Source organism: Williamsia maris (assembly GCF_024171815.1).
GTDB lineage: Bacteria > Actinomycetota > Actinomycetes > Mycobacteriales > Mycobacteriaceae > Williamsia_A > Williamsia_A maris.
Window position 1 is genome coordinate 863,485 of sequence record NZ_JAMTCJ010000001.1, and the last position, 20,754, is coordinate 884,238.

19 protein-coding genes are annotated in these 20,754 nt (G+C 67.3%); 14 read left to right on the plus strand and 5 right to left on the minus strand.

Annotated features, from left to right (window positions below; translation table 11 throughout):
• Nucleotides 1-49: 49 nt before the first annotated feature.
• Together LX13_RS04060 and LX13_RS04065 are read right to left on the minus strand one after the other, a co-directional pair.
• Nucleotides 50-1,153 (minus strand): mandelate racemase/muconate lactonizing enzyme family protein, encoded by a 1,104-nt coding sequence (locus LX13_RS04060; RefSeq protein ID WP_253660003.1) that lies wholly within the window; start codon nt 1,151-1,153, stop codon nt 50-52.
• Nucleotides 1,150-2,100 (minus strand): LysR family transcriptional regulator, encoded by a 951-nt coding sequence (locus tag LX13_RS04065; RefSeq protein ID WP_253660004.1) that lies wholly within the window; start codon nt 2,098-2,100, stop codon nt 1,150-1,152. The genes LX13_RS04060 and LX13_RS04065 overlap by 4 nt, the downstream gene beginning before the upstream one ends.
• 222 nt (nt 2,101-2,322) lie before the next feature.
• Between LX13_RS04065 and benA the strand changes: the two genes are divergently transcribed.
• The 7 genes from benA to LX13_RS04100 all read left to right on the plus strand — a co-directional run bounded on the left by benA (nt 2,323) and on the right by LX13_RS04100 (nt 12,290).
• Nucleotides 2,323-3,687, plus strand: coding sequence for a benzoate 1,2-dioxygenase large subunit (gene benA / locus LX13_RS04070; protein ID WP_253660005.1), 1,365 nt, complete (start codon nt 2,323-2,325; stop codon nt 3,685-3,687).
• 1 nt (nt 3,688) lies between these two features.
• Nucleotides 3,689-4,222 (plus strand): benzoate 1,2-dioxygenase small subunit, encoded by a 534-nt coding sequence (gene benB / locus LX13_RS04075; protein ID WP_253660006.1) that lies wholly within the window; start codon nt 3,689-3,691, stop codon nt 4,220-4,222.
• Nucleotides 4,223-4,260: 38 nt separating this feature from the next.
• A complete protein-coding gene (gene benC, locus LX13_RS04080) occupies nt 4,261-6,981 on the plus strand; it encodes a benzoate 1,2-dioxygenase electron transfer component BenC (protein ID WP_253660007.1) in 2,721 nt (906 codons plus the stop codon).
• 58 nt (nt 6,982-7,039) lie between these two features.
• Nucleotides 7,040-9,760, plus strand: coding sequence for a helix-turn-helix transcriptional regulator (locus LX13_RS23400; RefSeq protein ID WP_253660008.1), 2,721 nt, complete (start codon nt 7,040-7,042; stop codon nt 9,758-9,760).
• Nucleotides 9,761-9,842: 82 nt separating this feature from the next.
• Entirely contained in the window at nt 9,843-11,141 is a 1,299-nt protein-coding gene (locus tag LX13_RS04090; protein ID WP_253660009.1) for a PAS domain S-box protein, read from the plus strand.
• A 117-nt stretch (nt 11,142-11,258) separates the two neighbouring features.
• Nucleotides 11,259-11,414 carry a DUF6131 family protein gene (locus LX13_RS04095; protein ID WP_253660010.1) on the plus strand — a complete coding sequence of 52 codons (156 nt, stop codon included), beginning with the start codon at nt 11,259-11,261 and terminating at the stop codon, nt 11,412-11,414.
• Between the two features lie 12 nt (nt 11,415-11,426).
• Entirely contained in the window at nt 11,427-12,290 is an 864-nt protein-coding gene (locus LX13_RS04100) for an LLM class F420-dependent oxidoreductase (protein WP_253660011.1), read from the plus strand.
• Nucleotides 12,291-12,308: 18 nt separating this feature from the next.
• Here the strand turns inward: LX13_RS04100 and LX13_RS04105 are convergent, their stop codons facing one another.
• Complete coding sequence (locus tag LX13_RS04105) at nt 12,309-13,166, minus strand: SDR family oxidoreductase (protein ID WP_253660012.1); 858 nt, start codon at nt 13,164-13,166, stop codon at nt 12,309-12,311.
• Between the two features lie 82 nt (nt 13,167-13,248).
• On the opposite strand from LX13_RS04105, the gene LX13_RS04110 reads away from it, so the two are divergent.
• Nucleotides 13,249-13,965: a TetR/AcrR family transcriptional regulator gene (locus LX13_RS04110; protein WP_253660013.1), complete on the plus strand. Its 717-nt coding sequence runs from the start codon at nt 13,249-13,251 to the stop codon at nt 13,963-13,965.
• A 3-nt stretch (nt 13,966-13,968) separates the two neighbouring features.
• Here LX13_RS04110 and LX13_RS04115 read toward each other — a convergent pair whose 3' ends face one another.
• Nucleotides 13,969-14,580 carry a flavodoxin family protein gene (locus LX13_RS04115; RefSeq protein ID WP_253660014.1) on the minus strand — a complete coding sequence of 204 codons (612 nt, stop codon included), beginning with the start codon at nt 14,578-14,580 and terminating at the stop codon, nt 13,969-13,971.
• A 352-nt stretch (nt 14,581-14,932) separates the two neighbouring features.
• Between LX13_RS04115 and LX13_RS04120 the strand changes: the two genes are divergently transcribed.
• Genes LX13_RS04120 through LX13_RS04130 form a run of 3 tightly spaced genes read left to right on the plus strand, consistent with a single transcriptional unit; the run spans nt 14,933 to nt 17,899 of the window.
• On the plus strand, nt 14,933-15,598 hold the full coding sequence (locus LX13_RS04120; protein WP_253660015.1) for an SDR family oxidoreductase: 666 nt from the start codon (nt 14,933-14,935) through the stop codon (nt 15,596-15,598).
• Between the two features lie 35 nt (nt 15,599-15,633).
• Complete coding sequence (locus tag LX13_RS04125) at nt 15,634-16,401, plus strand: SDR family NAD(P)-dependent oxidoreductase (protein ID WP_253660016.1); 768 nt, start codon at nt 15,634-15,636, stop codon at nt 16,399-16,401.
• Nucleotides 16,402-16,459: 58 nt separating this feature from the next.
• Nucleotides 16,460-17,899: a sensor histidine kinase gene (locus LX13_RS04130; protein WP_253660017.1), complete on the plus strand. Its 1,440-nt coding sequence runs from the start codon at nt 16,460-16,462 to the stop codon at nt 17,897-17,899.
• On the opposite strand, the gene LX13_RS04135 is transcribed toward LX13_RS04130, so the two are convergent.
• Nucleotides 17,863-18,549: a response regulator transcription factor gene (locus LX13_RS04135; protein WP_253660018.1), complete on the minus strand. Its 687-nt coding sequence runs from the start codon at nt 18,547-18,549 to the stop codon at nt 17,863-17,865. The two genes, LX13_RS04130 and LX13_RS04135, sit on opposite strands and share 37 nt — an antisense overlap.
• Nucleotides 18,550-18,625: 76 nt before the next feature.
• Between LX13_RS04135 and LX13_RS04140 the strand changes: the two genes are divergently transcribed.
• From LX13_RS04140 to LX13_RS04150, 3 genes are all read left to right on the plus strand, one after another.
• Nucleotides 18,626-19,117 (plus strand): DUF2231 domain-containing protein, encoded by a 492-nt coding sequence (locus tag LX13_RS04140; RefSeq protein ID WP_253660019.1) that lies wholly within the window; start codon nt 18,626-18,628, stop codon nt 19,115-19,117.
• A gap of 136 nt (nt 19,118-19,253) precedes the next feature.
• The gene (locus tag LX13_RS04145; protein WP_253660020.1) at nt 19,254-19,976 is read left to right on the plus strand and encodes a VIT1/CCC1 transporter family protein; all 723 of its coding nucleotides are present in this window, start codon (nt 19,254-19,256) and stop codon (nt 19,974-19,976) included.
• 50 nt (nt 19,977-20,026) lie between these two features.
• Nucleotides 20,027-20,728: a phosphatase PAP2 family protein gene (locus LX13_RS04150; protein ID WP_253660021.1), complete on the plus strand. Its 702-nt coding sequence runs from the start codon at nt 20,027-20,029 to the stop codon at nt 20,726-20,728.
• The last annotated feature ends 26 nt before the right edge of the window (nt 20,729-20,754 follow it).

Here is a 20,754-nt window from a genome sequence, read left to right on the forward strand (position 1 = left end):
ATCTCCTTGTTCTTCGTGGGCTGTTGGATGGAGAAGTCGTGGGGCGGGGTCAACCGTCGATGCGATACGCGGCCAGCTTGTCGTCGTCGATCTCGACGCCGATGCCGGCACCGGACGGGACCACCAGTTCGCCGTCGGCGATCGTCAGCGACTCGGTGAGCAGGTCGTCGGACATGTCCAGGAAGTTCGACAGTTCGCCCGCGCGACGTGAGGTGAGCGCGAACGCGGCGCCGAACGCCACCGTGCACGCGGTGCCCAGCTGGCCGTCGATCTGGTTACCCATGACCACCTCGAGTCCGAGGCCCTCGCAGAGATGGTGCGTGCGCAGCGAACCGGTGAAACCGGTGCGCGCGGTCTTGATGCTGATCGCGGTCGCGGCACCGGACAGGACCTCTCGGGTGACCTCGGCCGGTGTCGTCGCGGATTCGTCTGCGACGAAGGGGATGTCGAGTTGCCCGACGAGCCACTTACGACCTAGGACGTCATCGGCCGGACACAGTTCCTCGGCCAGGGTCAGACCCAGGTCCGACATCTCTGCCATTGCCCGCGCCGACTCCGAGGCCGTCCACCCGCGGTTGCCGTCGACGTAGAGCTCGACGTCATCGCCGAGACCCTCGCGCAGTGCGCGGACGACGGCGGTGTCGAGGCCGACCGGACGGCGCCCCACCTTCACCTTGAACACGCTGATGCCGTGGACATCCCGCACGCGGTTGGCCTCGTCGACCATCGCCGCGGGGGTGTCGAAGCCGAGCATGTGACAGACCCGCATACGGTCGGTGTATCCGCCGAGAAGATCGCCGACCGGCAGATCCAACGTCCGACCCAGTGCGTCCCAGATGGCCATGTCGATGGCGGCCTTGGCCACCGGGTTACCCACGGTACGACCGAGACGAGCATGGACGACCTCGCGTTCGACCAGGGTCAGCCCGACGATCTGCGGCGCGAAGATGGTCTCGATGACGGCGACGAGGCCCCGCTGGGTCTCGCCGTAGGTGAAGGGTCGCGGCGGCGCGTCGGCGACACCCACGATCCCGTCGTCGGTGTGTACCCGCACCAGGACGTGTTCGGCCGCGTGCACCTCGCCGCTGGCGAACCGAAGTGGTTTCCGGTAACCGATCCGGTACGGAATGGCGTCGATCCGGGTGATCTTCATCGGTTCTCCTTCGAGCCAGTGGTGATCGGCATCGCGATACCGGTGTGTCGGGCGCCGATCTCGCGGGGGATCACCTCGGCGTCCTCCAGCGCCTCGACCAGCGCCGCGACCAGGGCGGACGGCTGTTCGCGAGACCACGCCAACGCGAGCTGGATGGACCCCGCGCCGCCGAGGTCACGGAAGACCACACCGTTGAGCTGCAGTGCGCGCACCGACTCGGGAACGATCGCGACACCCAGGCCGGCGGCGATCAACGCCAGCAACACCGACGTACCCGGCGCCTCGTGCTCACGTCGCGGGGTGAATCCTGCTGCGCGACAGGCCGTGACGACCGCATCGTTGACCGCCGAGTGCGAGTCCGCGTACATGACGAAGTCGTCGTGGGCCAGGTCGGCCACCTCGAGGGCGGGCTCGGCGGCCAACCGGTGGTCCGCAGGCAGGGCCAGGACCAGACTCTCCGACCTGATCGGCCGCACCTCCACGTCGTCGCCGGCGACCGGAGGTCGCAGCACCGCGAGATCGAGACCACCCGTGCGCAATCCGTCGAGCTGCGCCGGCGTCAACAGGTCGCCGTGGACCTCCAGTGCGATTCCCGGTAGTCGCTGGGAGATGATTCGCGCGATCGACGGGAGCTGGTCGAAAGCCGCTGTCCCGGTGAATCCGATCCGGACGAGTCCGAGCCTGCCGTCGGCGATCCGCCGCACCCCCTGCACGCTCTGCTCGACTCCCCGGAGCAGGCGCACGCTCTCCCGGTAGAAGAAGTCACCGGCCGGGGTGAGGCTCACCGCACGGGTCGTGCGCGCCATCAGGGTGACGCCGAGTTCGGCCTCGAGCTGTCGTATCGAATGCGACAGCGCCGGCTGGGCCAGATGCAGTCGCTGCGCGGCGCGTCCGAAGTGACAGGTCTCGGCGACGGCCACGAAGTGGTGCAGATGTCGAAGCTCCATGTGCCCTCCCGTCTGCGGTGTCGGTCGCGCGACGAGCATCTTGCGCGGTGATGCAGACCACAGTAGGTGCGGAATCGATTAATGGCAAAGACTTAATGGTCGCTGATTGAGAGATTTAATCGATCAATCACACCCTGGCCCAGGCCTAGCGCTATGCCTGGTGTGACGAGGGCCACTCGCTGCCAGCATCGGGGTACCGCACCACATCTTCTGGAGGAAACGATGACCGAGATCGCGGACCACGTCCACGCAACACTGGAGAACGCAGTCATCGATGACGCGGAGGCCGGCGTCTACCGGGCGAACCGCCGCATCTTCACCGACGAAGAGATCTTCGAATTGGAGATGAAGCACATCTTCGAGGGCAACTGGATCTACCTCGCCCACGAGAGTCAGATGGCCGATCCGGGCGACTACTTCACCGTGTACATGGGTCGGCAGCCCGTGGTCATCACCCGCGACAAGGCCGGCGACCTGCACTGCCTCATCAACGCCTGCGCACACCGGGGCGCGATGATCTGCCGGCGCAAGACCGACAATCGGACCACACTCACCTGCCCGTTCCACGGGTGGACGTTCCGCAACGACGGCACACTGCTCAAGGTCAAAGACCCCGAGGGAGCCGGCTACCCCGACACCTTCGACGTCGATGGTTCACACAACCTGACCAAGGTGCCGAAGTTCGAGAGCTACCGCGGGTTCCTGTTCGGCAGCCTGAACCCCGACGTGCCCTCGCTCGCCGAGCACCTCGGTGACACGACCAAGGTGATCGACATGCTCGTCGACCAGTCGCCCGACGGCCTCGAGGTACTGCGGGGATCGTCGTCCTACACCTTCGACGGCAACTGGAAGGTGCAGGCGGAGAACGGCGCCGACGGCTACCACGTGACCGCGACGCACTGGAACTACGCCGCGACGACCTCGCGCCGCAACAACGGCGAGTCGAAGAACACCACCAAGGCACTCGACGCCGGCGGATGGGGCAAGTCCGGCGGTGGGTACTGGTCCTATCCCAACGGCCATCTGTGCCTCTGGACATGGGCCGCGAACCCCCAGGACCGCCCACTGTGGGATCAGATGGACACGCTCAAGGAACAGTTCGGCGACGCCAAGGGCGAGTTCATGGTCAAGGGTTCTCGCAACCTGTGCCTCTATCCGAACGTCTACCTGATGGATCAGTTCAGCACTCAGATCCGCCACTTCCGACCGATCGCGCCGGACAAGACCGAGGTCACCATCTACTGCATCGCGCCGAAGGGTGAGAGCAAGCAGGCCCGGTCGCACCGCATCCGGCAGTACGAGGACTTCTTCAACGCCTCAGGCATGGCGACGCCGGACGATCTGGAGGAGTTCCGCTCCTGCCAGCTGACCTTCCGCGCCACCAACGCACCGTGGAACGACATGAGCCGCGGCGCCGAGCACTGGCTGACCGGACCCGATCCGGTCGCCGAGGCACTCGACATGCCCAACGTCATATCGGCGGGTGTGAAGAACGAGGACGAGGGTTTGTTCGGGGTACAGCACGGATATTGGCGTTCGACCCTGCTCGCCGCCGTCGATGGCGACACCACCGGCAAGGGGGCGTGAGATGACGACAACCGAGACCGGTCGCGACACCGCACGGTCGTCGACGTTGATCACTCAGACGAGCATCGAGCAGTTCCTCTACCGCGAGGCCCGCTACCTCGACGACCGCGAGTTCGAACTCTGGCTGACCTGCTACGCCGACGACGTCGAGTACTGGATGCCGTGCTGGGACGACAACGACCTGCTGACCGAGGATCCCGAGACCGACATCTCGCTGATCTATTACCCCAACAAAGGCGGGCTCGAGGACCGGGTGTTCCGCATCCGCACCGAACGATCCAGCGCCACATCGCTCCCCGAGCCGCGAACCAGCCACAACATCAGCAACGTCGAGGTCATCGAACGTCGCGGCGACATCGTCGACATCCGGTTCAACTGGCACACCATGTACTTCCGGTACAAGACCGTCGATCCGTATTACGGGACCTCGTTCTACACGATCGACTTCTCCGGGGAATCCCCGCTGATCCGCCGGAAGACGGTGGTGCTCAAGAACGACTACATCCACCACGTCGTCGACGTGTATCACTTCTGAACGCGCCGACCCCACTTCTGATCTCGAAGGGTTCTGTCATGAGTCACCGCGTAGCACTGTCGTTCGAGGACGGTGTGACCCGCTTCGTCACCTGCGAGGTCGGCCAGACCGTCGCCGACGCCGCCTACCGGGCGCGGATCAACATCCCGCTCGACTGCCGCGACGGTGCCTGCGGAACCTGCAAAGCGCAGTGCGAGTCCGGGGAGTACGACGGTGGTGACTACATCGACGACGCCCTGACCGCCGACGAGGCCGACGACGGGTTCTGCCTGCCCTGCAGCATGACCCCCGAATCGGATCTGGTCCTACAGATCGCCAGTACCTCAGCGGTGGCCAAGACCCAGGCGGCGACGCACACGACCACGGTCAGCGCGGTGGAGAAGCTGTCCCCGACCACGGTGCGCCTGGCGGTCGCAGCACCCACGGGCAGCGGGTTGGCCTTTCTCCCCGGGCAGTACGTCAACATCGCGGTACCCGGGAGCGACGAGACGCGGTCGTACTCGTTCAGCTGCCCTCCCGGATCAGAGGAGCTGGAGTTCCTCATCAAGCTGATCCCGGGCGGGCTCATGTCGGCCTATCTCGACCGCGCCGCCGTGGGCGACGAGATCTCGTTCACCGGGCCGAACGGGAGCTTCTTCCTGCGCGAGGCCGAACGTCCCGCCCTGCTGCTCGCAGGCGGAACCGGTCTCGCACCGGTCCTGTCGATCCTCCGCAAGCTCGAGCGCGATTCGGATCCCCGACGCACACATCTCGTGTACGGGGTCAGCACCGACGACGATCTGGTGGAGCTGGACACTCTCGCCGAACTCGCGAAGAGCCTGCAGTCGTTCACCTTCGAGCACTGCGTGTCCGACGAGAAGTCCACAGCGGAGAACAAGGGATACGTCACCAGCCTGATCCGTCCCGAGCATCTCAACGACGGAGATGTTGCGGTCTACCTGTGCGGTCCACCGCCGATGGTCGAATCCGTGCGCACACACTTCTCCGACGAGGGCGTCGAACCCACCGGCTTCTACTACGAGAAATTCGCGCCCTCGTCTGCAGTGGCCCCACGACCCGATGCCGGCGACGACGACCCCGACACCGGAGTCGAGGCGGAAGAAGCCGCCGACGTCGACACCGCGGAGAGCCCTCCGGCGCCGCAGGTGGTCGTGTCCGCCGACGTGCTGCTGATCGCACCCGATCCGGTCGCACGAACCATCGCCGGACAGAACGCTTTCGGCTCTCGGGACCTCGAGAGCCCCTCCCGCGCAGCATCACCGGTGTCGCCGGCGGACGAGATGATCGCCATGCGATCGGTGGCCGGGCAACGCGTGGCCCGGGCCGGCTCCGACGCCGAGGTCGTGTCACTCGACCGCGACGGGGGGTTGACAGAGAACCGCGAGGCACGTGCCATCGCGGGTCAGCAGGCCTGGCCCGCCCGCGACATCGCTCCGCTGGTACCGCGACCGGAACCGGTCGCCGCTCCTGCCGACGCGGTCGCCGGAGGCACCTACGAGATCGGCGAGGAACACCCGTCGGTGCACGAGTCCGACGCGGTGTTCGAAGCGCGGCGCGCTCTCGAACTCGGTGCGTTGGAACTCGTGATCGGCCGCATGTCGTCGCAGAAGATCGCCGGCTACCGCCTGCTCGCCGAGGTCACCACCCGTTACGTCGACGGAGACCGATTCGTCGACGCCGCCGCGTACACCGAGACCAACGCCGCGTTCCACGACTACCTGTTCACGCAGACCGGCAACGAGCATCTCCTGCAGGCGTATCAGGCCCTGGGCGTGAAAGCCGCGATGGCCGAGGCGCTCCGGAATGCGACATGGTGCGATCCGCTGTGCGCGCAGGATCATCTCGACATCGTCGACGCCTTCGAGGCGCAGGACCGGGAGCGGGCGCGCACCCTCATCGCCGAGCACGCCGAACGGTCGAAGATCACGATGAAGCGCGCCATGCAGGACACCGTGGCGGCCAAGCGACCCGCCTTCGTCAGCCCCGGCCGCTTCGCAGGCAAGGTCGTCCTGATCACCGGGGCGGCACAGGGTATCGGCGAATGGGTCGCGAGACGAGTGAGTGCCGAGGGCGGATCGGTCGTCCTGGCCGACCGCTCCGAGCTCGTCGAGGCGCTCGCCCTCGAACTCGCCGACGGGGAGATCTCGGCGACCGGCGTGATGGCCGACCTCGAGACCTGGGACGGCGCATCGAAGGTCGTCGACGCCGCACTCGCCGAGCACGGCCGCATCGATGTCGCCGTACATGTCGTCGGCGGGACCATCTGGGCCAAGCCGTTCGCCGAGTACCCGCCCGAGCAGATCGAGAGGGAGGTCTCCCGCTCCCTGTTCCCCACGCTGTGGTCGTGCCGAGCGGTGGTGGGACACATGATGGAGCGGGGTTCGGGCACGATCGTCAACGTCTCGTCGGTCGCCACCCGGGGGATCCACCGTGTTCCCTACGCCGCGGCCAAGGGCGGGGTCAACGCGATCACCTCGGCGCTCGCGTTGGAGGCGGCGCCGTTCGGTGTGCGGGTCGTCGCGACCGCGCCGGGCGGCACCGATGCTCCGCCGCGCCGCATCGCCCGGGGGCCCGGCCCGGCGACCGATCAGGAACGCGATTGGTATCAGTCGATCGTGGACCAGACCGTCGAGTCGTCGTTGCTCAAGCGCTACGGGACCCTCGACGAGCAGGCCGCGGCCATCTGCTTCCTCGCCTCGGACGAGGCCTCGTACATCACCGGGACGATCCTCCCGGTGGCGGGCGGAGACCTGGGCTGAGCGCCTGCCTGCACGCACTTCGCGACGGCCGGGTGCCGCCGACGATTAGGGTCGCGATGTGAGCCCGGTTCCCGATCTCTCCGACCGCCGCGCGATCCGCGAGGAGATCGTCCGCGCGGTCGCCGGTGTGCCCGCGTCGGGTGCCGTTCTGGTGACAGTCGACGGTCCGGCGGGCATCGGCCGCACGTTCGAACTGAACCGAGTGGCCGACGACCTCCGAGCGCAGGACCCGCTCGTGAAGGTGCTGCGGGTCGGGGCAGTTCGGTGGGAGTCCTCGGTGTCGTACGGACTGCTCCACCAGCTGTGGCCCGACATCGACGTGGCCGCCGGCGACGAACCCCAGACCGTCGCACGAGCTGTCGCGGATGCGGCGTCCGACGGTGACGAGACCACCGTGATCGTGGTCGACGACGCCCACCACGGCGATGTGGAGTCACTGCGTGCGATCGCATCCGCCGTGCGTCACCATCGCGATCGTCGGTTGGCGGTGATCTGCACACGTCGCCCGTTCCCCGCCGGGACAACCGCGGTCCACGAGGTGCTCGACCGGGTCGCCGACATCGCGGTGAGCGTGCCGCGACTCGGTGAGAAGGACATCGTCGCCATCGCAGCGGCGCGCGGGATCGTGTTGTCCCCAGCCGCGGCAACCCATCTGACACGCCACTCCGGCGGTCGACCCCGACCCGCCGCGGCGCTGCTCGACGAGCTGCCGCCCGAGGCGTGGAAGACCGTGCATCCCGAACTGCCCGCACCCGGCCACGTCGCCGCGGCGGTCCGGGAGGAGCTCGCGGAGGTCACCGCCGACACCCGCCGGATGATCCAGGCGGTCGCTGTCCTCGCCGGTGCGCACCCCCTTCCCATCGTGTGCGCCATGGCCGAGATCGCCGATCCGTGGTCCACGCTCGACGACGCCGAGCGGTCCGGTCTGGTGGTCGTACGGGGTGGATCGACCGCAACCATGGTCGACACCCCGGATCCGATGGTGCGCGCGGCCGTCGTCGCGACGATGTCGCGGCAGGCGGTGGCGCAGTGGCACAGCCGAGCCGCGGACACGGTCACCGATCCGGCCGACGCCCTGATCCACGTGGCCGCGTCGGGCGCCCTGCCCGATGCGGTGGTGTCGGATCGACTGCACGATCTCGCTCTGGCGCGTGGCGCCAGCGGTGAATGGGGCACGGCCGCAACGCTCTATCGACTCGCCGGCAGGTCCACGCCCGACCCGAGACGTCGGGAGGAACGCCTGACACGCGCCGTCGACGCGTTGATCGCGGCGGGCGACGTCCCCACGGCTTCCGGATACGTCGCCGAGCTGGAGAGTCTGCCGGAGACACCGTTGCGGGACTCCGTGCTCGGGTACCTGGCCATACTCCGCGGCCGACCCCAGGAAGCCGACGCGCGCCTGCGGAGAGCGTGGGAGATGGTGCGTACACGTCACGAACCCGATGTGGCGGCGATGATCTGCCATCGCGAGGTGCTGCACAATCTCGCCCGCTGCAACGGCGACCTCCTCGTCCAGTGGGCCGATCGTGCCGTGGACCTCGTCGGTGCCGAGGACCCGACGGCGGTGGAGGCACAGGCGATCCGCGGGCTCGGACTCGGCAGTACCGGACGGACCGCAGAGGCGCTCGCCAGCTACCGGGAGCTGTGGGGACAGGCCGGCATCGGGGCCGTCGGTCAGCGGGTCCAGATGGGCGCCGGATGGCTGCACCTGGCCACCGACAACATCGAGCTGGCGCGTGCGGAACTCGAGGCCGCGGCCCCGACCGACTTCCTCGGCGGATCCACGCGGATCTCGTTGTGGGCGCACGCCTGGCTGGCGCGGGCCCACTTCGTGACCGGCGACTGGGACGCTGCGCTCCGTCTGGTCGACGCGGGCGTCGATCTCGTCGAACGGTCCGGCGCATCACTCATCCGTCCGCTGCTGCAGTGGACCGCCACCCAGATCCATGCGTTACGGGGTGATTGGGATGCCGCCGATACGAGCAGCCGACGCGGCGCGGCCGGCGCACGCGACTACGAGATCATGCGAGTCCCTGCGGCACTCGCGCAGGCAGCGGTGGCCGAGGCCCACGCCGACTACGCCGGCGTCCTGCGCGCCCTCACCCCACTGACCGAGGCGTGGGCGGTCACCGATGTCGCCGAGCCCGGCTTCTGGCCGTGGCCGGATGTGTACGCGAACGCACTCGTCCAGGAGGGGCGCCTGTCGGAGGCGGAGTCGTTCCTGGTGGTGCACGAGGAGCGGGCGGCCGCGCGGGGCAATCGTTCGGCGGGCGCGCGGTTGGCGTGCGCCCGCGGCCGTCTACTCGGGGCCCACGGTGACGTCGACGGGGCACGGGCCTCGTTCGACACCGCGCTGGCAGCTCTGGAACCACTCCCTCTGCTCTACGACCGCGCCCGGGTGAACTTCGCGTACGGCCAGACCCTGCGGCGGGCGGGGAAACGTCGCGAAGCCGATGTGATCATCAGCGCCGCCCGTGAGGGGTACCTGGCGATCGGCGCCACCACCTACGTCCGTCGCTGCGATCGTGAACTCAAGGCCGGCGGTGTCCGCGCCGATCTGAAGAACCGTGCACACGACGACCTCACCCCGCAGGAGGACGCCGTCGCGGGACTCGTCGCCACCGGTCTCTCCAACCGCGAGGTCGCCGCGGAGCTGTATCTCTCGGTCAAGACGGTGCAATTCCATCTGACCCGCGTCTACGCGAAGATGGGTATCCGCTCGCGGACAGAATTGGCCGCGACCCGCGCGAGCGACCCCGAGGGCCCGGACCAGGGCTGAACGGCGCATCTTCCCGCACGACGGTCCGCCACGCATGGCACCATCGACGTCAACGGACACGGGCGGATCGGGGGGCGAGTCGATGAGTGCATCCCGAGCCGACGACAACGGTGTTCTGCGACGGGTGCTCGACACCGTTCCGGCGTTGATCGGGTACTGGGACGCCGGCCTGCGCAACGTAATGGCCAACCACGCCTACGCCGACTACTTCGGCCTCCGGCCCGACGAGGTGCGAGGCATGCACGTCCGTGACGTGCTCGGCCCGGCTCTCTTCTCCTCGAACCGCGAGTACATCGACGGCGCTCTGCGTGGCGAACACCAACAGTTCGATCGAACCCTCACCGACGCCGCCGGGCAGATCCGCCACACCCAGGCGACCTACATTCCCGACGTCGTCGACGGGGTGGTGGCCGGCTTCGTCGTCCACGTCGTCGATGTCTCGCCGCGTATCGCGGCGGAGCGGGCGCGCGACGACGCGGTGACATTGTTCGAGACCTCGATGCTCAACGCGGCGATCGGGCAGGCAGTGATCGATGCGTCCGGCCGCTGGCTGCAGGTGAACCAGGCAATGTGCGAGCTGACCGGGTACAGCGCGGACGAACTGCGACAACTGTCGTTCCGCGACATCACCCATCCCGATGACGTCGCCGCTGCCGACCTGCACGTCGCGCAACTGCTCGACGGAGAGCGCACACAGATCGAGTCAGAGAAGCGCTACATCCGCAAGGACGGTCAGACGGTGTGGGTGCAACGCAACGCCGTCATCGTGCGCGCGAGCGGCGGCCACTCCGACGACATCATCATCGCCCAGATCCAGGACATCACCCGACGCAAGAACGCGGAGGCCGCACTGGCCCGACAGGCCGTCACCGACGCGCTGACCGGCCTGGGGAACCGCCACTCCCTGATGGCTCAGATCGGAGCACTCGCCCACCCACGCGGCGCCGGGATCGGTCTGCTGTTCCTCGACCTGGACGGGTTCAAGACCGTCAACGACACCTACGGACACGTCGTGGGCGACGAGCTGCTCGTGGCCGTCGCCGGCCGGATCACCCGCACCATCGGGGATCTCGACATCGCCTGCCGGATCGGTGGCGACGAATTCGTGGTCATCATCTTCTCCGCGGCGTCGCAGGAGGAGATGGAGAACCACCGCGTCGAGCTCAAGCGCGCAGTCGGCGGCACCTACGATCTGGCGTCGCTGTCGGCGACGATCACCATCGCCGCGTCGGTGGGTTCGAGCTGGTCCGGGGGCGGCGATCACCGCGATCTGCTGGCCGTTGCGGATCAACACATGTACCGGGACAAGGTCGATACCCGCCGACAAGCCGTTGTCGCCCAGACGATCACGCCACCGAACCTGGAACTCGACGATCGTTAGCGGATTACGAGCTTGGGTTGATGTCGCACTTCCGGACCTGCCAGGCAATTGGCGGGTTAGGGTCAGAATCACAGTCCAGCAGCGGCTCGACCATCCGTAGTTCTCTCGGAGGTACACGTGATCACACTCGGCGTCATCCTGCTCATCATCGGCTTCATCGCCAAGATCTCCATCCTGTGGACGATCGGTATCATTCTCGTCATAGTCGGACTCGTCCTCGTCGTCCTGGGCCGGACCGGCCGCAAGGTGGGCGGGCGCGCACACTACTTCTGACAGGGGATCGAATTGCCTGAGCTCGACGGTGTTGGCATCTGGAGTTCTCAACTGCGGTACGGAGATCCAGCTGAAGCGGCCGAGTCCGCAGCCGAACTGGAAGCCCTCGGTTACAGCGCGCTGTGGATCCCCGATGTCGGTGGGCCGGTGTTCGATTCGGTCGGCAACCTCATGGGCGCCACCGACCACCTGGTCGTCGCCACCGGCATCCTCAACCTCTGGATGCACGAGCCCGCCGACGTGGCCGACGCATATCACTCACTCGTCGGCGACCACGGCGATCGCTTCCTGATGGGGATCGGCGTGAGTCACGCGCCGCTGGTCGACGCCGGCGACCCAGGGCGATACACGAAGCCACTCGCCTCCACCAGGGCGTTCCTCGACGCCATCGACGCGACCGAGCACCCGGTACCCACCGACGCCCGGGTGCTGGCCGCGTTGGGACCGAAGATGTTGGCGCTGTCGGCATCCCGCGCGAACGGATCGCATCCCTATCTGGTGACACCGGAGTTCACCGCCGGCGCCCGTGAGGCGCTCGGCTCCGAACCGCAACTGCTGCCGGAGCAGACCGCGATCCTGACCACCGATGCCGACGAAGCACGCCGCATCGGCACCGAATGGTTGCGCGCCTATCTGCAGTTGCCCAACTACGCGAACAACCTGTTGCGGTCCGGTTTCACCGAGGACGACCTGACGTCGGTGAGCGACAAGCTCTTCGACGCGATCATCGCGTGGGGTGACGAGGACGCCATCGTGCGGCGGGTGCACGAGCACCGGGACGCCGGCGCAAATCACGTGTGCGTGCAGGTCCTCGATGCCGATCCCCAGGCGTTCCCGCGCGAGCAGTGGCGTCGCCTGGCGTCAGCGTTGACCTAGGGAGCGGTCGACGCGTGATCAGTGCGCCTCCGGCGACTCGAGTTCGTCGCCGACGGATCGGGGTTCACGACCCAGGAGTTCTCCGAGCACAGGATCGATGCCGGCGAAGTATCCGTCTGCCGCCGCGCGGTACATCCCGAGCATGAACCGCGCGGCCGACTCCGGCCGCCCAGCGGCCACCTGTGCGGTGATCCACTCGTCGACGTCCATCAGGACCCGTCGGATCGTTCGTCCGGCCACCTCAGAGGCGGTCGTCGCGACGTCCTCGAATGTCGGTGCAGCACCGGCGGTCAACGTGATCGGTCCGTCGTGGGAACCATCTGTGGCGATGATCGCCGCCGCGGCTTCGGCCGCGTCCGCTCGCGACGTCCACGACACCGGACCGTCAGCCGGGACCGTGATCACGCCGGTCTCGCGCCACGGCCCGGCCATCCAGGTGAGGCTGTGAGCGTAGAAGCCGTTGCGCAGCGAGGTCCACGGCAGCCCGGACTCGGCCAACAGGCGTTCGGTCGCCGCATGGTCGCGGCCCGGGCCGAACGGCGTGTCGTCGGCCGCGCCCTGGTGGCTCGTGTACAGAATGCGGCCCACACCTGCGGTCACGGCCGCGTCGATGGCGTTGCGGTGCAGCGCGACCGCGTCCGCATGGGGATCGTTGGAGGACACGAGCAGCAGCTGGTCGGCCCCGTCGAAGGCGCTCGGAAGCGAGGCAGGATCGGCGTAGTCACCCCGTCGCACGGCGACCCCGAGTTCGGCGAAGCGACCGGCTTTCGAGACATCCCTGACCGCCACCGAGATCTCATTCGCGGGCAGGCGTTCGAGCAGGTGGTCGACGGTCGCGCCGTTGAGTGCGCCGGTCGCTCCGGTGATGACGATCATGGTCAGACCTCGATATCGTTGAAACCGTTATATTGTTATCGGTGGAAACACGACGGTAGCAGAAAACCGTTATCGTTGGAACGTGACCGACTCGACCAGCACACGAGACGACATCCGGACGCGGATCGTCGCGGTCTCCGCCGCACTGTTGCGTGACCACGGCGCCTCCGCGGTGACCACCCGCAGGGTCGCCCAGGACGCCGACGTACAACCGCCGACCATCTACCGCCTGTTCGGCGACAAGGACGGCCTCCTCGAGGCGGTCGCCGAACATGTCCTGGCCGAACATGTCTCGACGAAGAGAAGGATCACCGCCGCCGCGGAGTCGGATGGTGTCGATCCACTGGTCGACCTCCAGGACGGATGGAGAACACAAGTCGAGTTCGGCGTCGCCAACCCGGAACTGTTCCGTCTGATGACCGACCCGCAGCGGATGTCGAATTCACGCGCCACCGAGGCTGGGATGGAGGTCTTTCGGACTCGGATACGCAGGGTCGCCGAGACAGGTCGTCTGCAGGTGAGCGAGGCCCGCGCCCTCGGACTCGTTCAGGCGGCGGGCGTGGGGGCCATCCAGGTCCTTCTCGCGACACCACCCCAGGACCGGGATGCCGACCTGCCGGGAGACCTTTTCGACGCCGTCCTCCACCAGATCCTGACCGATGCCCCGACCCGCGACGAGGACGACCGGACAGCGGCCGCCGTGGCATTCCGTGCGATCACGCCCTCTCTCGGGATGCTCAGCGCCTCCGAGCGAGGGCTGTTGGGTGAGTGGCTCGACCGGGTGATCACCGAACTCTGAGTCTCACTCGTAGGGCGGGTACGTCTGGGCACCGAGTTGTCGGGCGAGGTGCGCCGCGTTGCGCGCCAGAGCGGCGGTGGTCGACGCGACCGCTTCGGGCACCTCGGGGAGATCGATGTAGTCACGCGAGCCCATCGCCTCGTCGTTCCAGTAGGTCGATCCCTGCGCAGGAATGGAACAACCGACGTCGTTGAGCGCCTGGAACACATCCGCGACGATCTTGTGGGCACCGTCCTCGTTGCCGACGACGGCGACCGTTCCGACCTTGCCCACCATGCCCGGACGCCCACCCGAGTCGGTGAACGACAGCTCCGCGTCCAGACGTTCCAACACCCGCTGGGCGATGCTCGACATGTGGCCCATCCACGTGGGTGTGGCGATGATCAGGATGTCGGCGACCGCGACCTGTTCTCGGATCTGCGGCCATTCGTCGCCGTCGCCCATGTCGACCTCGACACCGGGCTTGATGTCGAAGTCGGCCATTCGCAGGATCTGGGTGACCACGTCGTGCTTCTCGAACTCTGTCGCCACGTGCTTCGCGATGGTCTCGCTACTCGACTTCGCCGGGCTCGCCTTCAGGCTGCACACCAAGGCGACCGCCACCAGTCCTGCCATGTCTGTCTCCATCTCTGATCGGTGCTGGTCGCAGCCGCGTCTTCTCGACCCAGGCGACCACGGATTGACGTCGATGCGGCGAGAGCACGCGAAGCCGACGGCCAACTGTCCTGCGTGACAAGCGCATACGCTCGAATCACGCAGAGGTGACGTCGGAATCGACGAAGCAGCGGCGTTCTCGGCTACTGCGATCGACGGTACGCCACACCCGTCTGCGGCGCCCCGGTTGTCGGGACCGGCGGGTGATGTTCACACATTTGTCAGACCCTCTCGCTGGTCGGCCGCGGCCCGTCGACCGCGACTCCGACACGTACCGTGGTCACGAGATCCGTGCGACGAAACAGGAGTGACGATGCCGAGTGGCGCAGTGTTCGTGATCGGTGCCGGCCCCGGAATCGGCCGGGCGGTCGCCACGCGCTTCGCGGCGGCCGGGCACACCGTCGGCGTGTTGGCGCGGACGCGCTCCACGATCGACGCCGTCCTTTCCGAGCTGCCCGATGGGGCCGCCGGCGTGACCGCCGACGTCGCCGACGAGTCGTCGTTGCGCGCGGCACTCGACGAGCTCAGCGACCGGCTGGGTGTTCCCGAGTTGGTGGTCTACAACGCCGGGGTCATCCGTACCGACACGATCGATGATCTGGACGCTCGAACACTTCTCGACACCTATGCCGTCAACGTCGGCGGCGCGGTCACCACCGCGGCGACCCTGTTCCCCCGGATGTCGTCCGCGGGCGGCGGGCGCTGTCTGTTCACTGCCGGTATGCCAGATCCATTGCCGGAGTTGGCGAGTCTCTCGCTCGGCAAGGCCGGGCTCCGCGCCCTCGCCGAGCTCCTCGACCGCGGACACCGAGACCACGGTGTGCGGTGCGCGACGATCACCGTGTGCGGACCGGTCGAATCCGGTACCGCCTACGATCCGGACGACATCGCCGAACGATACGAACAGGTTCATCGCACCCCCGAGTCCGAGTGGCAGCACGACGTCCGCTTCGGTGACCCCGCAGACGCAGCCGGCTGACCGGTCGTGACAACCGCCGAGACGAAGGACGACACATGGCACCGTTGACCGGAAAACGCGCTCTGGTGACCGGCGGTGGCCGCGGGATCGGCGCCGCCATCGTTCGTCGGCTCGCCGCGGACGGCGCGGATGTCGCCATCAACTACCGCAGTGGCGAAGAGTCGGCCACCGCATTGGCCCACGAGATCAGCAGCGGCGGAAATGCATCCGTGGCACTGCAGGGTGACCTCGCGAAGGACGGGGCCGCGGCCGACCTGGTGTCCCGCACAGTCGACGCGCTCGGCGGTCTCGACATCCTGGTGAGCAACGCCGGTGTCGAACACTTCGGCGCGCTCGAGACCATCACCCGCGCCGATGTCGACCGCGTCTTCGGCATCAATGTCAGCGGACAACTGTTCGCCGCGCAGGCCGCCGCCGCGGTCATGGGCGAGGGTGGGCGCATCGTGTTGACCTCGTCGGTCAGTGCCCGCATCGCCGTCACCCATCACACCCTTTACGCCGCCAGCAAGGCCGCGGTGTCGGCCATGGCGCTCAATCTCGCGCCGGAACTGGCCCGCCGGGCGATCACCGTCAACGCGATCGCACCCGGTGGCACCCGGACCGACATGGCAGCAGAGAACGCCGCCCGCTACACCCGCCCTCAGTTGCAGGACCTACCCACGGAAACGCAGATGTCCCTGCTCGGTTCCGTGGGCCGACTCGCCGAACCGTCCGAGATCGCCGCTGCGGTGGCGTTCCTCGTCTCGCCGGACTCCTCGTACGTCACCGGGTCGACGCTGGCCGTCGACGGTGGGTGGATGTGAATTCGGGGCTCTTCGGCGCCTGGGCGTTTCCACAGGTCGTCGGATCTACTCTCGTGAGATGGGCGATCCCGGAACCGTGAGCAGCCGTACGACCCGGCTGCGCAGACGTATGGCCGGGGTACGAATCCGCCTGACGGTCATCGCCACCCTGCTGCTCGCGATCGCTCTTGCCCTTGCCGCCGCGATCATGCTGCTCGTTCTGCACGAGTCGCTGCTGAACGCCGCCGACGGGGCCACGTCCGCTCGAGCGGGTCAGATCGCCCAGGCCTTGCAGAGCCAAGCCCCGGCCACCATCGACGCCGGATTGCTGACCCCGTCCAACGACGTCGACGCCATCCAGATCGTCAGCCCGGACGGAACGGTGCTGGCCGGCACACCCAACGCCCGCCGGAGTCCGCTGTCAGGCAGTGTCGCCCCGGGCGCGCGACGCACCGTGGACGACGCGCGCATGCGGGCGGGCGATGACGAGTACCGCGGCAGCGTTCTCGGGGTGACGACCCCGATGGGACCGTTCACCGTGATCGTCGGTGCCGCCGAAGGACCCATCGACGACGTGGTGCTGACCGTCGCGGTGCTCTTCTGTGTGGTGTTCCCGATCATCCTTCTCATGCTGGGCGCTGCGGTCCACTACGTGGTCGGGCGCACCCTCCGACCGGTGGAGCAGATCCGTTCCCAGGTTGCATCGATGTCGAGCTCCGACCTGAGCCGACGGGTGTCGGAACCCGACACGGGCGACGAGATCGCCACGCTCGCATCGACGATGAACCAGATGCTGGACCGGCTGCAGTCCGCCCGGGAACGTCAGCTGCATTTCGTGGGCGACGCCTCCCACGAACTACGCAGCCCGTTGATGACGATCGTCGGCATGCTCGATCTGGCGCATACCAGCGGTCGACCCCTCGACATCGACACGATCGACACGGTGGTCCTACCGGAGGCGCATCGCCTGCAGACCATGGTCGCCGATCTGCTCCTGCTGGCGAGGGCCGACGAGCACGGCGTCCCACTGACCGTGGAGGACGTCGACCTCGACGACATCGTCGACGCCGAGGCGCGTCGTCTCGAGCGGCTCGGACGGGTGCGGGTAAATGCGCACGTCGAGGCGGTACGGGTGCGGGGCGATCGCGACAAGCTGACCCGCGCCGTACGCAACCTCGCCGACAACGCCGAGCGCCACGCCCGCGGTCGTGTCGAGATCTCGATGTCCAGGGATACCGACGCCGGCACCGCATCGGTGACCATCAGCGACGACGGGCCCGGCATCCCCGAGCCGGATCGACAGCGGGTGTTCCACCGGTTCGTGCGACTCGACACCGATCGTCAACGATCAAGCGGCGGTTCGGGCCTGGGGCTCGCGATCGTCGCCGAGATCGTGCACGCACACGACGGCGACGTACACGTGGCCGACGCGGTCGGCGGAGGCGCGGCCGTGACGGTCGTCCTCCCACTCCCGGGCGCGGATCAGACGGACGAGCCACCGTCGGCGGCGAGTCGATAACCCACACCTCGAACGGTCTGAAGGGCGGTACGTCCGAACGGGTTGTCGATGCGGCGCCTCAGATACCCGGCGTACACCTCGACCACGTTCTCGTCGCCGTGATAATTGCTGTCCCATACCGACCGGAGGATGTCAGCCTTGCTGATCACCGTTCCCTTGTTCCGCATCAAGAACTCGAGCATCGAGAATTCCCTGGGGGTCAGGTCGATCTCGGTGTCGCCGCGCCAGACCCGGTGACCACCGGGATCGACGGACAGGTCTCCCGCGGTCAGCGTCACCGGCCGCTGCGGTGCGCCGCGGCGCACCAGCGCTCGCAGTCGGGCGACGAGGACCGCGACCGAGAACGGCTTGATCAGGTAGTCGTCGGCACCGAAATCGAAGGCATCCACCTGGTCGTAGTCGCCGTCTTTGGCGGTCAACATGAGGACGGGTGTCCACACCTGCCTCTTCCTCAGCTCCCGGACCACCTCGTATCCGTTCAGCCGGGGCATCATGATGTCGACGACCAATACGTCGTAGGTGTCGGTGCTCGCCGCGAAGAGACCGTCCTCGCCGTTGTCCTCGACATCGACGACCCAGCCCTCCGCGACCAGTGTTCGTCGCACCGTCTCCGCGCCGTTGCGGTCGTCCTCGATCACCAGTACCCGCACCGTGTCAGTATCCCCCGCTGGGCCGATTCACGATTCTCAGCACCCTCTCAACAACCGACGCCTACCGTCACGACCCATGGACAGTTTCAACGGCTTGCCCCTGCACCCACTCGTCGTGCACTTCGTGGTGGTGCTGATCCCGTTGTCCGCCCTGTTCGCCGTCCTCGGGGTGGTGTGGCCGGCCGCGCGCCGCAAGCTCGGCATCATCACACCCATCGTCGCCGCGGTGGCCCTGGCGTTCACACCGATCGCCACGAGCGCAGGGGAGTCACTGGAGAAGAAGACACCACCGAGCGCGGTTCTGGATCGCCACACCGAGTTGGGTGACCAGATGATCTACTGGGCCGCTCCCCTGTTCGTGTTCGCCTTCCTGTGGTGGGCCTTCACCAGCGAGTGGTTCCGCGAGAGCGCGTGGTTCAACGACCGGGTGCCCGCGTTGACCCACGGCCGAGCGCAGGTGGCGATCGCGTCGACCCTGGGGGTTGTGCTGGTGATCGTGGCCGTGGGCGCGGCGATATGGGTCTATCGCATCGGCGACGCCGGCGCCCGATCGGTCTGGTCGGGTTAGAACAGCCTGTCCTGCCTTCGGCCACTTTCCCACGCGCACATGTGATCCGCACTACAGACAGCGAACCCAACTCGCCCGGTTGAGGTTTGGCTGCACTGCCTGGACGCCGAGAGCGCGATCGGCTTACATGGAACGCATGTCAGCGAGCCCGCCCACTCAGCACTCCGCCGAACCGCACGCCTCGGCGCCCGGCAACAAACTGAATTGGTTGCGCGCCGGTGTGCTCGGAGCGAACGACGGCATCGTCTCGACGGCGGGAATAGTGATTGGGGTCGCAGCCGCATCCGCGGATCGCGGTCACATCTTCACCGCGGGGATAGCCGGTCTGACCGCAGGCGCCGTCTCGATGGCACTCGGTGAGTACGTCTCGGTCAGCACCCAACGCGACACCGAGAAAGCGCTTCTCGCCAAGGAGAGCGCCGAACTCCGCGAACAACCCGAGGAGGAGCTCGAGGAGCTCGCTGCGATCTATGAGGCAAAAGGGTTGACCCCGGAGACCGCCTGGCAGGTCGCGACCGAGCTGACCGAGAACGACGCTTTCGCAGCACATGTCGACGCCGAACTCGGTATCGACCCCGAAGAGCTGACGAATCCCTGGCAGGCCGCGATCTCGTCCGCGATCTCGTTCACCACGGGCGCCGCGCTCCCATTTCTGGCGATCATGCTTCTGCCACCTCATCTTCGGATACCGATCACCTTCCTCGTCGTCGCCGTCGCGCTGGCCCTGACCGGTTTTCTCAGCGCCACCATCGGTGATGCGGGCCGCGGCCGCGCGGTACTGCGCGTGACAGTCGGGGGCGTCATCGCCATGGCCGTGACCTATTTGATCGGGACGCTCGTGGGGACTGCCGTGGGCTGAGGTCGCAGCGACTCAGCGTCACCACAGGATCGGACCATCACAGTGGTCTGATGAAATCTCTTCCCATCCGAATCGAGGTCGCGTTCGCGCTCGTCGCAGCGGTGGTTCTGCTCGGCGTGGCAATCGCACTGCGGTTCAATCCCCTCGGGTCGGTAGACCACCACGTCCTGAACTGGATGCTCGATCATCGCTCGACCGGTGTCACATCGGTGGCAACCACCGTGACCGATCTGTTCGCCCCGTTGTGGACAGGCATGTGGACCGTTCTCGCGGCCGCGATCCTGGTCGTGCTGGATCGCACCTTGATCCGCGCGATCACGCTCCTTGGAACGGTGGCACTCGCCGGCGCCGTCTGCGAGCTCATCAAACTCGCCGTTGACCGGCTCCGCCCACCAAAGTTCGACCAGGTCGCCTCACCGGAGCTCGCGATGTCGTTTCCGTCCGGCCACGTGACCGGTGCGGCCGCACTGCTGATCGGCCTCGCCGTCATCGCGACGACCACCGCACGTTCGCGCACACGGTGGTGGGCTGTGGCCATGGCGGTGGTCGCGGCGTCGGTGGTCGCATTCACCCGTCTGTATCTCGGTGCGCACTGGTTCTCCGACGTCGCCGCGGCGACCGTGCTGGCCACCGCCGCTGTCATCGCGGCACCGCTGCTCGTCGCTCTCGGCGTCCGTTTGCTGGAACCTCACACGTCCGTCCGCGGCCACCGCCTGCTCGCGACCAACCCAACCGCATCTACGAAGGGCTGAACCTCATGCACGGCAGACAGATCCGG

Excerpts from the sequence above, each read along its gene's own strand:
- LX13_RS04060 (WP_253660003.1), bottom strand. The coding sequence starts at position 1,153 with ATGAAGATCACCCGGATCGACGCCATTCCGTACCGGATCGGTTACCGG.
- LX13_RS04065 (WP_253660004.1), bottom strand. The coding sequence starts at position 2,100 with ATGGAGCTTCGACATCTGCACCACTTCGTGGCCGTCGCCGAGACCTGT.
- benA (WP_253660005.1), top strand. The coding sequence starts at position 2,323 with ATGACCGAGATCGCGGACCACGTCCACGCAACACTGGAGAACGCAGTC.
- benB (WP_253660006.1), top strand. The coding sequence starts at position 3,689 with ATGACGACAACCGAGACCGGTCGCGACACCGCACGGTCGTCGACGTTG.
- benC (WP_253660007.1), top strand. The coding sequence starts at position 4,261 with ATGAGTCACCGCGTAGCACTGTCGTTCGAGGACGGTGTGACCCGCTTC.
- LX13_RS04090 (WP_253660009.1), top strand. The coding sequence starts at position 9,843 with ATGAGTGCATCCCGAGCCGACGACAACGGTGTTCTGCGACGGGTGCTC.
- LX13_RS04105 (WP_253660012.1), bottom strand. The coding sequence starts at position 13,166 with ATGATCGTCATCACCGGAGCGACCGGCGCACTCAACGGCGCGACCGTC.
- LX13_RS04115 (WP_253660014.1), bottom strand. The coding sequence starts at position 14,580 with ATGGCAGGACTGGTGGCGGTCGCCTTGGTGTGCAGCCTGAAGGCGAGC.
- LX13_RS04120 (WP_253660015.1), top strand. The coding sequence starts at position 14,933 with ATGCCGAGTGGCGCAGTGTTCGTGATCGGTGCCGGCCCCGGAATCGGC.
- LX13_RS04125 (WP_253660016.1), top strand. The coding sequence starts at position 15,634 with ATGGCACCGTTGACCGGAAAACGCGCTCTGGTGACCGGCGGTGGCCGC.
- LX13_RS04130 (WP_253660017.1), top strand. The coding sequence starts at position 16,460 with ATGGGCGATCCCGGAACCGTGAGCAGCCGTACGACCCGGCTGCGCAGA.
- LX13_RS04140 (WP_253660019.1), top strand. The coding sequence starts at position 18,626 with ATGGACAGTTTCAACGGCTTGCCCCTGCACCCACTCGTCGTGCACTTC.
- LX13_RS04145 (WP_253660020.1), top strand. The coding sequence starts at position 19,254 with ATGTCAGCGAGCCCGCCCACTCAGCACTCCGCCGAACCGCACGCCTCG.
- LX13_RS04150 (WP_253660021.1), top strand. The coding sequence starts at position 20,027 with ATGAAATCTCTTCCCATCCGAATCGAGGTCGCGTTCGCGCTCGTCGCA.